12 protein-coding genes are annotated in these 12716 nt (G+C 71.9%); 9 read left to right on the top strand and 3 right to left on the bottom strand.

Annotated elements, in window-relative coordinates; genetic code table 11:
• Nucleotides 1-1601: hypothetical protein (locus tag VKV23_03835; protein HLI15170.1), on the bottom strand; the 1601-nt coding region annotated here is incomplete at its 3' end.
• Between the two features lie 209 nt (nt 1602-1810).
• Nucleotides 1811-2737, bottom strand: coding sequence for a LysR substrate-binding domain-containing protein (locus VKV23_03830; protein ID HLI15169.1), 927 nt, complete (start codon nt 2735-2737; stop codon nt 1811-1813).
• 65 nt (nt 2738-2802) lie between these two features.
• Between VKV23_03830 and VKV23_03825 the strand changes: the two genes are divergently transcribed.
• Both VKV23_03825 and VKV23_03820 read left to right on the top strand, forming a co-directional pair.
• On the top strand, nt 2803-4044 hold the full coding sequence (locus VKV23_03825; protein ID HLI15168.1) for a cytochrome P450: 1242 nt from the start codon (nt 2803-2805) through the stop codon (nt 4042-4044).
• A gap of 13 nt (nt 4045-4057) precedes the next feature.
• A complete protein-coding gene (locus tag VKV23_03820) occupies nt 4058-4258 on the top strand; it encodes a ferredoxin (protein HLI15167.1) in 201 nt (66 codons plus the stop codon).
• 51 nt (nt 4259-4309) lie between these two features.
• Here VKV23_03820 and VKV23_03815 read toward each other — a convergent pair whose 3' ends face one another.
• A complete protein-coding gene (locus tag VKV23_03815; protein ID HLI15166.1) occupies nt 4310-5188 on the bottom strand; it encodes an IclR family transcriptional regulator in 879 nt (292 codons plus the stop codon).
• Nucleotides 5189-5321: 133 nt separating this feature from the next.
• Here VKV23_03815 and VKV23_03810 point away from each other — a divergent pair, with 133 nt between their 5' ends.
• From VKV23_03810 to VKV23_03780, 7 genes are all read left to right on the top strand, one after another.
• On the top strand, nt 5322-7022 hold the full coding sequence (locus tag VKV23_03810; GenBank protein HLI15165.1) for a CocE/NonD family hydrolase: 1701 nt from the start codon (nt 5322-5324) through the stop codon (nt 7020-7022).
• 155 nt (nt 7023-7177) lie between these two features.
• On the top strand, nt 7178-8227 hold the full coding sequence (locus VKV23_03805; protein ID HLI15164.1) for an ABC transporter substrate-binding protein: 1050 nt from the start codon (nt 7178-7180) through the stop codon (nt 8225-8227).
• A 42-nt stretch (nt 8228-8269) separates the two neighbouring features.
• Complete coding sequence (locus VKV23_03800; GenBank protein HLI15163.1) at nt 8270-9124, top strand: ABC transporter permease subunit; 855 nt, start codon at nt 8270-8272, stop codon at nt 9122-9124.
• On the top strand, nt 9121-9903 hold the full coding sequence (locus tag VKV23_03795) for an ABC transporter permease (GenBank protein ID HLI15162.1): 783 nt from the start codon (nt 9121-9123) through the stop codon (nt 9901-9903). The genes VKV23_03800 and VKV23_03795 overlap by 4 nt, the downstream gene beginning before the upstream one ends.
• Nucleotides 9890-10684: an ABC transporter ATP-binding protein gene (locus tag VKV23_03790; protein HLI15161.1), complete on the top strand. Its 795-nt coding sequence runs from the start codon at nt 9890-9892 to the stop codon at nt 10682-10684. Before VKV23_03795 ends, VKV23_03790 begins: the two co-directional genes overlap by 14 nt.
• A gap of 27 nt (nt 10685-10711) precedes the next feature.
• Nucleotides 10712-11653 carry an SDR family NAD(P)-dependent oxidoreductase gene (locus VKV23_03785; protein ID HLI15160.1) on the top strand — a complete coding sequence of 314 codons (942 nt, stop codon included), beginning with the start codon at nt 10712-10714 and terminating at the stop codon, nt 11651-11653.
• Nucleotides 11650-12702 (top strand): zinc-binding alcohol dehydrogenase, encoded by a 1053-nt coding sequence (locus VKV23_03780; GenBank protein ID HLI15159.1) that lies wholly within the window; start codon nt 11650-11652, stop codon nt 12700-12702. The genes VKV23_03785 and VKV23_03780 overlap by 4 nt, the downstream gene beginning before the upstream one ends.
• The last annotated feature ends 14 nt before the right edge of the window (nt 12703-12716 follow it).

The following is a 12716-nucleotide window of genomic DNA, read 5'->3' as shown; positions in this document are numbered from 1 at the left end:
TCAGAGCCCTCCGAATCTGCCAGGATCTGCATGTCGTCCGTAAACTTCGTGGCCGCTAGCTTAGCCAGCTTCATGAGGTCATCGACAGGGAAGTAGCGGTCGTAGGCCGTCTTGAACTTGTGCGACTCCTCGGAGTGCTGGTTCACGATCCTCACCCCAAGGGCCTTCGCTTTGGCGAGGTCGATCTTGCAGACGGCCTGGTTCTCCGCCCCTTCGTCGAAGCGCTCCCCCTTGTTGCCGCGGATCACCTTGGGTGGCTGGTTGGGAAGAAGTGGTGGTTGTGTACTCGTAGTCGAGAGAAACGGTTGGCCGGAGCCACTACCGTTCCGAACCTGCATGCTCGCCATTTCGTTGACATCCATCGTGCTGCTTGGTGTCGCGGTTGTCTTCCGAGGTCCGCTCGTGATCTTGAAGCCAGTCTCTCTACCGGTGCGAATTTGGTCTTGGTCATACTTTGCGCTCTGAGGTGACCCAGCAATGGCTGCAACCGTATTGATATCGAAGTCGTCCGCATGGGGGCCGAAGGTTCCCTTCATGTACCGCGGCAACTGAGCGAAGAGTTGTTGTTGATTCACGATGAGTTGTTCCACCTTCGGCTCCGCGGTACTGAGGGCTGAGTCGTCCATGCTTTCGAATCCTTCCGGGGGCTGAATCCTGAGGCCGACCATGTTCGCGAGGTGATAGAGCGTGATCGCACGTGTCACGAAACGACGCGTGTAGACATTGTTGTCATCAAGAATGAACTGCTTGCGCTCGGGAACCGCGTCGTTGCCCGTCGGCCGCGCAGAAAGCTCGCGATCCCAGAACTCGGAGGACTCGAAGTATCCGTGCTTGTAGTGGACGTTGGCCGAGCCGCTGCTCGTGGAGATCGAGGTTCCACCGGGCCGGGAGACGCCTGACTGCTGAGATCCCGTCGGAGGTGGCGAGCCGAAGCGGCTGTCCCCGAAGTGGACGTAGAGGAGCGGTGTGCCACGCGAGCTCTTTACGGTCACCTTCAGGCTCGGCGTGTTGGGACGGGACGCGTCGGTAGAACCGGTCGGAAGGTTGTCAAACGTCACTCCCTCGCCGAGTCTCGAGCGTATCGTGGTGTAGATCTGTGACCATCGCCAGCCGGAAGAAGCTTCAATGGAACTGTGATAGGTCTTGAGTCGTTTCTTGAGTTCAGGAATTCGCTTGCTTTCATGTAGTGTCTTGTCGTCTATCTCGCGGATTTGCTCCTCTTTCGTGTGTTCGATGTCGGCTTTGCGTCGCCGCTTCTCGGTGCGGGCTGTTTCGATGATCTCCCGCAGGGTTGCGAGCTGCGCGTTCTCCTCGTCGGTGAGCTGCACGTCACCGGGGGACGAGGCAGGCTCGAAGGCGATCTTGTCACCGGCACGCTGGACGGGAAGGAGCTGGGGGGCGGGCGAGGGGGGCGTCGGAATGCCGGCGGGAGGCGTCGGGGTTGCGGGGTGCGCGTGGAGCAGCGTGGTGACCGCGGCGTTTCCGGCCCGACGCTGGAGCTCGAGGAGGGCTTGCGCGGCGCTCGCTTCCTGGCCTCGGGTCGAGCGGGTAGCGACGGGGACGGGAGGAGCGAGCACACGGGCTCTTCGGTACTCGTGCATGGCCGGTCCTCGTGGCTCGTTGGGGGAGCTGGAGCGAGGGTATTGGGTGGCTCGGGCGCGCAGAAGGAGGATTTCGCTCGCGCGCGAGAAGATCGAACCTATCGTCGATGCTCCTCGACGGCGAGAGCTGCGCATCGTGTGGTGCGTGGCGTCGTCGTGGCTGCGCGTCCCGCGTCGGACGACTTCGGCGCAACGTGGACGCAGCGGCGCTAGCGCGTCGCGCTCCCGATCTCGTGCACCAGGGTCGCGTGGGCACACTCGAGGAAGGCCTCTGCTCGGCGCGTGAGGCGCGCCCCAGTGGCGCTCGCGGCGACGACGGAGAAGTGCGGCCCGGGCGCTTCGAGAGTGGCCGACGAGAGCGGTAGGCCCTCGCAACTCACGGCGCCGACGGCGCCGAAGCCGAGGAGCGCGCAGGCGAGGCCACGACCCGCGAGGGCGCAGGCGAGCTCGTAGGTCGTCGTGCGGTAGCGGACCTGCCCGGCCAAGCCGGCGCGCGCGAGCAATGCCTGGAGGAGCTGGTGGCTCGGCGCGACGTCGACGACCGCGAGGGGTTCGCCGCGCAGCTCCTCGAGGCGGACGGCGGGCCTGCCCGACAAGCGGTGGTCCCGTGCGGTCACGACGTGCATCGGGCGGTTGGCGAGGAGGGTGCGCGCTTCGAGCTGGGGACCGAGCTCGTGATCGTAGGTAATCGCGAGCTCGGCCTCGCCGTCGAGGACGGCCTGCTGGACCGAGAGCAGCGAGCCCTCCTCGAATCGCACCGTCACCCTCGGGGAGGCCTCGGCGAAGGCCGCGATGAGGCGCGGCAGCACGAAGGGCGCGAGCGGGGCGAAGCAGGCGACGGCGAGCACGCCGGCCAGCTCGCCCCCCTCGAGGGAAGCGCGCTCGGCGAGCGTCTCCGCCTCCGCGAGGACGCGGCGTGCCTCGGCGCGCAGCCGCCGGCCGGCAGGGGTGAGCACGAGGCCCTTCGCCGGGCGGCGGTGGAAGAGCTGGACGCCGAGCTCGCGCTCGAGCGCGGCGACCGCGACCGAGACGGTCGACTGGGACACGTCGAGGGCGTCCGCCGCCTCGCTCATCGACTCGTGACGCGCGGCCGCGAGGAAGTACTCGAGCTGGCGCAGCGAGAAGCGGATCGACATTGCCAATGAAGATTATCGAGTAATTGCAATTGCATCATGCAACTCGCGGCTGCGACAGTGCTGCCGTGGCAGTGGAGCGACCGCTCGAGGCGCAGACGACGGCGCTGGCGTCGGAGGCTGCCGGCGCCGTGCTCCCGGACCCCGGTTTCGACCCGGGTGCCGTCCCCTTCGACCACCACGACCCGACCCTCGATCATCGCAACGTCTGGGATCGCTACCGGGAGCTGCGCGAGCGCTGCCCCGTGGCGCGCGGCGAGCGCTACGGCGGGTACTGGGTGCTCAGCCGCTACGAGGACGTCAAGGCGGCTGCCCAGGACCATGAGACGTTCTCATCGGCGGCGGGGATGTTCCTCCCGGCGTACAGCGAGATCCGGATCCCGCCGATCGAGTACGACCCCCCCGAGCACACCTGGATGCGCCGGCTCATCAGCCCGATGACGAACGCCGCCGTGGCCAGGGGCCTCGAGCCCGACATCCAGGCGACGATCGACGCGCTGCTCGGGGCGATCGAGCCGGCGGAGCCGGTCGACCTCGTCGAGCGCTTCGCGCTGCCCCTCCCACTGCACGTGATGACGAGCCTGTGGGGGCTCACCGGCGAGCAGGGGGAGGACGCCCGGCGGTACTCCATGGCCTTCCTGCGCGGCGGCAGCCCCGAGCTGCAGCGCGGCGTCGACTACTGGCTCGAGATCGTCGCCGAGCGCAAGACCGACCCCCGCGACGACTTCGTCAGCCGCGTACTCGCCCTCAACGAGGGGCGGATGGACGACGAGACGATCGCGATCTTGATGTGGTCGCTCACCTACGCCGGCCACGACTCGACGGCGCTCTCGCTCGGCAACGTCCTCGCCCACCTCGCAGAGCACCCGGAGGACCGCGCGTGGCTCCTCGAGGACCGCTCGCGGATCCCTGCAGCGGTGAACGAGCTCCTGCGCTTCTACACCCCTCTCCACCAGTTCCGGCGCACGGTCGCCCGGCCGACGTGCGTGCGGGGCGTCGGGATGCAGCCCGGGGACCCCGTCCTGCTCGTGTACGCGAGCGCGAACCGCGACGAGGCCGTCTTCGCCGATGCCGAGCGCGTGCACCTCGACCGGGAGGAGAACCCGCACCTCGCGTTCGGCGCGGGGATCCACGCCTGCCCCGGGAGGTTCCTCGCGCTCACGGAGCTGCGCCTTGCCGTCGAGACGCTCCTCACCCGCTTCCCTCGCTACCGGCTCGCCGGGCCGGTCGAGCGGACCGGGCTCGAGGGTGGCGGCCGCCACCTCGGCGTCCGCCGCCTGCCGGTCGTGCTCGAGCCGGCGGGCGGCTGAGGGAGCCGCCGTGATGCGCGTCAGCATCGACCTCGCGCGCTGCCAGGGGTATGCGTGCTGCGTCGTCGCGGCTCCGCGCCTGTTCGCGCTCGGCGAGGACGGCCAGGCGAGGCTCCTCGTTGCCGAGGTCGGCGAGGCCGACGAAGCCCTCGTGGGCGAGGTGGTCGCGGGGTGCCCGACGCAGGCCATCTCCTACGAGCGGGCGGCGGTCTGAGCGTGCCGGGGCGCGCAGGTGCGAGCGGAGCCGGCGCGGCCCGAGACGGCCTCAGGGGCCGGGCGGTGTCACGGCGCGCGGGCGTGGCGCGGCCGGCGAGTAGCCGAGGAGCGCCGAGATGTGCTCGCAGGTCGCGACGAGGGGCGGTCGGAGCTCGGCGTGGATCCGCTCCATCGGCCAGTCGCGCGCCTGGACGGCCACGTTGGCGCCGGCCACGACGGCACCCGAGCGGTCGCGTACCGGCGCCGCGACGGAGCGCAGGCCGAACGCGAGCTCCTCGTCCTGGGTCGCCCAGCCCCGCTCGCGGATGCCGGCGAGCTCGGCCCGCAGCGCCTCGAGGGAGCGCAGCGCGTTCGGTCCCTGCCCGCCGGCGAAGGAGGTCGCGCCGATGCGACGCGCCAGCGCCTCGTCGTCGAGGTAGGCGAGGAGGAGCTTGCCGATGGAGGTGTGGACGGCCGGGAGCATCGAGCCGACCTGGATGTTCGCAGTGACGAGGTTCGAGTTGCGGATGCGGACGAGGTAGAGGACCTTGTCGTCGGCGAGGACCGCGAGGTTGACCGTCTCGCCCGTGGCGTCGGCCAGGCCCTGGAGCGGCGGGGTCGCGAGCTCGACGAGCTCGAGGTTGCGCAGCGCCGACATGCCGAGGGTCAGTACCCGGACGCCCGGCCGGTAGGCGCCGTCGGGGAGGCGGTCGAGGTAGCCCTCGGCGGTGAGCGTCATCATGATCCGGTAGGCCGTCGGCAGTGGGATGCCCGCCTCGGCCGCGACGTCGGTGATCCGCCAGGTGGGGCGCTGCTCGGAGAAGAGCGACAGGACCCGCAGGCCCTTCGCGAGCGCCTCGATCCGGTAGCCGGCGCGGTCGGCTTCCCCGTCGCCCGCCGCTGGACGCGGCGCACGCCCGGCCCCGCCCAGCCCCGGTCCGCGCGTCATCTTGATACGTTCTTTCTCCATCCGAGAGCCCGCCAGAGCTTACCGGCGCTCGGGGCCGCGAGGACGGGCCGGTCCGCCGCGCCGCAAGGCGTGAGCGACGCCGCGGCGGGTGGCGAGTGGGAGGCGGGGGGCGATGGACGCGCTGGCAGGACCACGGGACGCGGCTGACTGGCGGGCGACGCGGGCTCGCGGCGACGCCCTCACCATCTGGCGCGTCGCGCGGCCCCCGGAGGAGGGCGGCTACCCGGGGCTGCGCCCGGGCGTCGAGCTCGTGGACGCCATGCGTGTCGAGCGGGACGTGGCCGTGCCGGTGCGCGACGGCACGCGCCTTCGTGTCGACCTCTTCCTGCCCGACGCGCACTCCTCGCCCCTGCCCGCGCTCATCGCCTGGGGACCGTACGGCAAGCACAGCCCCCTGCGCTGCAAGGACATCGCGGGGTCTGGGGTCGAGGCGGCCTGGGTGTCGGACCACGCGAGCTTCGAGGGGCCTGACCCCGTCTACTGGACGCGCCACGGCTACGCGCTCGTCCACGTCGACCCCCGCGGCACGTGGGGCTCCGAGGGCGACTGCGTCTTCCACGACCCGCGCGAGGCGCTCGACTGCTACGACGTGATCGAGTGGATCGCCTCCCAGCCGTGGTGCAGTGGCCAGGTCGGGATGACCGGCGTCTCCTACCTCGCGATCGTCCAGTGGTACGTCGCGGCGCTCCATCCGCCGCACCTCGCGGCGATCAACCCGTGGGAGGGCTTCACCGACCTGTACCGCGACTACACCTTCCACGGCGGGATCCCCGAGGTCGGCTTCTCGACGCTGTGGCTCGCGTCGCGCGTCGGGTACGGCACGGGGCGGGTCGAGGACCTCGTGGCGGAGGCCGCCGCGCACCCGCTGTTCGACGACTACTGGCGCTACAAGGTCCCCGACCTGTCCTCGATCGACGTCCCGGCGTACGTGGTCGCGGGGTGGGGGGACCACGGGCTGCACACCCGGGGGACGATCGAGGGGTTCCGCGCCATCGCCTCCGAGTACAAGTGGCTCGAGATCCACGGCCAGCAGAAGTGGGGCTACTACTACGAGCCCGCCAGCGTCGAGCGTCAGCGGCAGTTCTTCGACCGCTTCCTGCTCGGGCGCGAGACCGAGGTGTCGAGCTGGCCCCGGGTGCGCTTCGAGGTCCGTACGGGGTCGGGCACGGTGGGCCCTCTCCTCGCGCGCGAGAGCTGGCCGCCCGAGGACGTCGAGCAGCGCACGCTCTACCTCGACGCGGCTCGCGGTCGGCTCGCCGAGGCGCTTCCACCGCAGGAGGCGGACGTCGCCTACGAAGCCGTGGACTCGACCGGTGCGGTGTTCGAGCACGTCTTCACCGAGGACACCGACGTCGTCGGGACCGTGGCGTGCACCATCTGGCTCGAGTGCCGCGGCTCGGACGACGCCGACGTGTTCGTCGCCCTCCAGAAGCTCGACGCGGGTGGCGAGCGCGTCGGCTTCCCCTTCTACACGACGTTCTACGACGGCGACGTCGCACTCGGCTGGCTGCGCGCCTCGCACCGGGCGAACGCCGAGGGCGACGAGGCGCTCGAGGTGCTGCGCCACGAGCGGCGCCACGAGCTGCTGGCCGGGCGCGCCGTGCCGGTGACCGTCGAGGTGTGGCCCACAGCGACGCGCTTTCGGGCCGGCGAGACCCTCCGGCTCGTGCTCAAGGGACGCGACACCTTCGCCTACGGCCCGGAGGCGCGGGTGATGGCGCACGGCTCGTACCGCGTGGGCACCCACGTCATCCGCACCGGGGGCCGCTACCCGTCCCGCCTCACGCTGCCGGTCCTCATCGGGGGTCGCTGAGGGGCGGTTGACACGTCCCGGCTCCGGGGGTACCGTTTGCGAGAGCGGTTATCGGAGAGCGAGAGCGACGCTGCGCGGCTCGGGCCGCCGGGCTCGACGCGACGAGCGCAGCTCGGCGAGGGCGGCGCGGCGGTGCGGAACGGGGGGTCAAGGCCGTGAACAGGCAGGTCTCACGCAGTCGCGCGGCGGCGCTCGCCGCCGCGCTCGTGGCCGGCTCGCTCGTCGCGAGCGCCGGCGGCGCCGCCGTCGCCTCGCCGCCGCGGCACCGGGCGCCAGCCGCCCGCAGCGCCTCGATCAGCGTCGGGCTCGCGGCGCTGTGGATCTCGGCGCCGATCTACGTCGCCGAGCTCCACGGGTTCTTCGCCCGAGAGCACCTGAACGTGGCGCCCGTCATCGTCGCGAGCACGCCGGCGATGGTGGCGGCGATCCAGAGCGGGTCGATGCAGTTCGGCGCCGGTGCGCTGACGACCGAGTTCCAGGCGGAGTCGCAGGGCATCGGCCTCAAGATCCTGGCGCCCAACGCTGGCCTCGAGCCCAACCTGCAGGTCACCGCCGTGGCGGCGAACAGCCCGATCACCTCGCTCAAGGAGGTCGCCGGGAAGACGTTCTGCGTCAACGTGCTGAACGGGCAGGACGAGGCGCAGGCGAAGTGGCTCCTCGCCCAGAACGGGGTGAACCCGTCGTCGGTGAAGTTCATCGCCATCCCCTTCCAGGCGATGGTCTCCGCGCTCCAGACGGGTGAGGCCGACGTGTGCGACGTGGTCGCCCCCTACGCCGGCGCGGCGCTCGCGGCGGGCCAGATCCGCAAGATCGGGGACGACAACCTGTTCTTCGGCCCCTACGGCTCGCCGGCGACCGCCTACTTCGGCAGCGCCCGCTACGTGGCGACGCACCGCTCCGTCGTCGAGCGCTTCGTCGCCGCGATGATGGCGACGCAGCAGTTCCTGCGCAAGCATCCGAGGGCTGCGATCGACGTCCTCCCGGACTTCCTCGGGGTCACGCGCGCGCAGGCGGCGCACACGCCGCTCGGCTCGTACCCGACGGCGTTCAACGTCAAGCTGCTCCAGCTCGTGCTGGACCGCTCCGCCGCCGAGGGCATCGTCTCCAAGCGGTTCCCGGTGACCAGGGAGCTGTGGGCCGGCGCACCGACGACGAAGCCGGCGAAGAAGACGGCGGCGAAGCCCGCGGCAAGCAGGCGGAGGTGACTGGCGCCGGCGTCTGAGGCCTCGAGGGGACGGGACGATCCGGTGCGCTCGGCGAGCGAGACGATCGGGGAGGTGGCCGGCCCCGGGGCAGCGGGCGGCGTGTCGGGCGCCGTCCGGGCGAGCCTCGGCCGTGCGGCGCGCCCGGTCGCCTTCGCCGTCGCACTCGCGCTCTTGTGGTACGTGCTCGGGTCGACGGCGCTGCTCGCGCCGAGGGGCGCCCTGCCGGCGCCGGCGACGGTGCTCGCCGACCTGGGGGCTGAGGCCGGCACCGCTCGACTCTGGGTGGACGTCGCCCAGACGCTCGAGACCTGGGCCATCGGGCTCGCCGCGGCGGCGGCCATCGCGGTCGTCCTCGGGCTCGCCATCGGCTCGCTGCGGCTGGTGTACGCGGCGGTGAAAGCGCCGATCGAGCTGCTGCGCGCCGTGCCGTCCATCGCCGTCCTGCCGCTCGCGGTGCTCGTGCTCGGGGTGCACCTGCGGCTCGCGGTCGTGCTCGTCGCCGCCGGCGCCTTCTGGCCCCTGCTCATCCAGATGATCTACGCCGTGCACAACGTCGACGGCGCGGCGCTCGAGATGGGCCGCGTCTTCCGACTCGGCTGGCTGCGCCGGTTCGGCTCCATCGTCCTGCCGAGCTGCCTGCCCTACTTCTTCACGGGCCTTCGCATCGCAGCGGTCGTCGCGCTCAACGTGACCATCGCGGTCGAGCTCCTGATCGGCAGCACCGGCGGCATCGGCATGCGCATCGACCAGCTGGAGGTCGCCGGCGACATCCCCCACCTGTACGCCTACGTCGCGGCCTGCGGCCTGCTCGGTCTCGCCATCAACGTCGCGACGCGGCGGGTGGAGCGGCGCGTCCTGCGCTGGCACGCGTCCCAGCGATCGGCGGTACCGGCGTGAGGAGGCGCCTCGTCGAGTGGTCCGTCACCTGGAGCTTCCTCGCCGGGATCGCTGCCATCTGGTGGTTCGCGTCGGCCGGCAGCCGCTCGACCTACTACCCGCCGCTCAGCACGATCGTATCCGTGTTCCGCCACGAGTGGCTCTTCGCGCACGCGACGAGCGACCTCGTGCCGAGCCTCTACCGCATCGGCCTCGGCCTCGGGCTCTCGATCGTCGTCGGCGTCTCGCTCGGGCTCGTCATCGGGCTCTCGCCGGCGGTGCGCACGACGGTCGAGCCGGCGCTCGAGTTCATCCGGGCGATCCCGGCGACGGCGGTGCTCCCTGCCTTCATCGTCGTGCTCGGGATCACGAACGTGTCGAAGGTCGCCTTCATCGCCTTCGGCGCGGTGTGGCCGATCCTGCTCAACACGATCGAGGGTGCACGCGGCATCGACGTGGAGTTCCACGACGTCGCGCGCGTCTACCACCTCGGGCCGGTCCGGCGCCTCGTGTCGGTCTCCATCCCCGCCGCGATCCCCCAGATCTTCGCGGGCCTGCGCATCGCCGTCTCGGTAGCCGTCCTTCTCGTGATCTACGCCGAGATGTTCGCCTCGACGAACGGCGTCGGCTACTTCACGCTCAACGCGCAGACGCTCTTCGAGATCCCGCAGATGTGGTCGGGGATCTTCGTGCTCGCCATCCTCTCCTACGTGCTCAACGGGGCGTACGCTGCCATCGAGTGGAAGGTGCTGCGCTGGCACCGAGGCTGGAGGAGCTCGCAAGCCGATGCTGCCGCCTGAGTGCGCCGCGGTCTTGAAGGTCGACGCACTGTCGAAGACCTACGGTCCGCCGGGCCGCGGGTTCCGGGCCATCGAGCGCCTGAGCTTCGAGGTGCGCGAGCGCGAGCTCATGTGCATCGTCGGGCCCTCCGGGTGCGGCAAGACGACGCTGCTGCGATGCCTGTCGGGGCTGCTGCGCCCGACGAGCGGCGCCGCCTTCCTCGACGGCCAGGCGATCGCGAAGCCGCCCGAGCAGCTGGCGCTCGTCTCCCAGGACTACAGCCGCTCCCTGCTCCCGTGGATGTCGGTGCTGAAGAACGTCACGCTGCCGCTGCGGTCCAAGGGCCTCGGGCGCGCCGAGCGCGACGCGAAGGCGCTCGCCGTGCTGGCGCGCGTCGGCCTCGAGCGCTTCGCCGACCGCTTCCCCTGGCAGCTGTCGGGCGGCATGCAGCAGCGCGTGGCGATCGCCCGCGCGCTCGCGTACGAGCCGCGGATCCTGCTCATGGACGAGCCGTTCGCCGCCGTCGACGCCCAGGCGCGCGCCGACCTCGAGGACCTCTTGCAGGACGTGTGGCTCGACTACCGCATCACCGTCCTGCTCGTCACCCACGACATCGACGAGGCCGTCTACCTCGGCGACCGCGTCCTCGTACTGACGCGCTCCCCCGCGGTCGCCAAGGCGATCGTCGACATCGAGCTCGATCGCCCGAGGCGTCAGGTCGAGACGAAGGAGCATCCCGAGTTCGTGCAGCGCCGGGCCCAGGTGTTCCGGCTCGTGCGCGAGGAGGGGCGCGCCGGCTAGGCGCCGCCGCGGCGGGAGGGGAGTCACATGGGCGAGCCGGTGCGCTTCGAGGGGCGCGTCGTGGTCGTGACGGGCGCGGCCCAGGGGATGGGGCGGTCGCACGCCCTCGAGCTCGGCGCGCGCGGGGCGCGTGTCGTCGTGAACGACCTTCCCGAGCGCGGCTCGGCAGTCCCCGAGCGCGCCGCCGCCGTGGCGCGCGAGATCGCCGCCGCCGGCGGCGAGGCGATCGCGGTCGGCGCCGACGTGTCGTCCCCCCGGGGCTGCGAGCGCCTCGTCGAGAGGGCGCTCTCCGAGTTCGGCCGCCTCGACGCGCTCATCGCCAACGCCGGGGTCGCCTCGGCAGTGCCCGTCGCGCGCCTCGAACCCGCCGAGGCCGAGCGGGTCGTGGGGGTGAACCTGCTCGGCGCCATCCACCTGACGCGCGCCGCCTGGCCGCACCTCGCTCGCCGTGGCGGTCGGATCGTGTACATCTCGTCCGCCGCCGGCCTGTACGGCGCGCCCGGCTTCGCGCACTACGGGCCGTCGAAGGCCGGCCTCGTGTCCCTGGCGCGCGTCGTGAGCCTCGAGGGCGCTGGGGTGGGGATCGCCGCGAACGCGCTCGCGGTGGCGGCGCTCACGCCGATGATGGAGGCGATGCTCTCGAGCGCCGTCTTCGCGGCGCGCTCGGGGGAGCTCGAGTGGTGGCGCGAGCACATGCGTCCCGAGCTCACGACCCCGGCCGCCCTCTGGCTCGTGCACCCGGACTGCCCGGCGCGCGGCAGGGCCTTCGAGGCGCGCGCCGGGCGCGTGGCGGAGATCCTCCTCGTCGAGACGCGCGGCTACCTGAACCCGTCGCACACCCTCGAGGACCTGCGCGACAGCTTCGCCGCGGTGGAGGACCGAAGCGAGTGGTGGGTGCCCGAGCAGTCCTCGGAGGTCGCCCGCTACGAGCGGCGCCTGCTCGCCGAGCTCGCCCGGCAGGGCGGGTGAGCGGCGCCGGCGGGCGCCCGGCGCGGGCGCTCTGGTTCGAGGCGGCGCGCACTGCCGTGGTGCGCGACGAGGTGGCGCGCGACCCCGGGCCCGGCGAGGTCCAGGTGGAGGCGGTCTGCTCGCTCGTCAGCGCCGGCAGCGAGCTCGCCGCGTACCGTGGTGAGCTCCCCGCCGACGCGGACGTCGGCATCGAGAGCGTCGAGGGGTCGTTCCGCTTTCCCGTGAAGTTCGGCTACCAAGTCATCGGCCGCGTCGTGGAGACGGGGCCGTGCACGCGTCTCGGGGTCGGCGACCGGGTGTTCGCCCAGCACCCGCACCAGGACCGCTTCACGCTGCGCGACGACGAGCGGACCCTGTTCCGGCTGCCCGACGAGCTCGACCCGGCGCGTGCCGCGTTCATCGGCCTGTACCGGGTGGCGCTCAACTGCCTGCACGACGTGCCGGTCCGTCCCGGAGACTGCGTCGCCGTCTCCGGCCTCGGCGTGGTCGGCACCTTCTGCGCCCACCTCGCCGCCAAGGTCGCCGGCTCGCTCGTGCTCGTCGACCCGGCACCCGGTCGGCGCGCGCTCGCCTCCTGGATCGGGGCCGACGCGCTCGTCGAGCCGCAGGAGGCCCGCGAGGCGGTGCGCGCGCTGAGCGACGGGCGGGGGACGGACGTGTTCATCGAGGCGAGCGGCGCGCCCGGCGCGCTCCAGGTCGCGATCGACTGCAGCGCGACCGAGGGCACCATCGGCGTCGTCTCCTGGTACGGGACGCGCCCGGTCGTCCTCGACCTCGGCAGCCGCTTCCACACGGCGCGCCTCCGGCTCGTCTCGAGCTGGGTCGGCCTCGTCGCGACCGAGGCGTCGCGGCGCTGGACGGTGGCGCGCCAGCGCGCCGCCGCCTGCCGCGAGCTCGCGCGCCTCGACGTCGACCGCCTCGTCACCCACACGGTGGCGTTCGAGGACGCCCCGAGCGCCTACGCCCTGTGCGACCGGTCTCCGGACGAGGCCCTCGGCGTCCTGCTGGAGTACGGGGGGCGCGCGCCACGGGCGCGCGGGCGAGGCTGAGGCCCACGGGCGAG

This window comes from Acidimicrobiales bacterium, from assembly GCA_035294085.1.
In the GTDB taxonomy this organism is placed as follows: domain Bacteria; phylum Actinomycetota; class Acidimicrobiia; order Acidimicrobiales; family Bog-793; genus DATGLP01.
The sequence above is the reverse complement of the archived record's forward strand: the minus strand, read 5'-3'. Positions and strand labels throughout refer to the sequence as shown.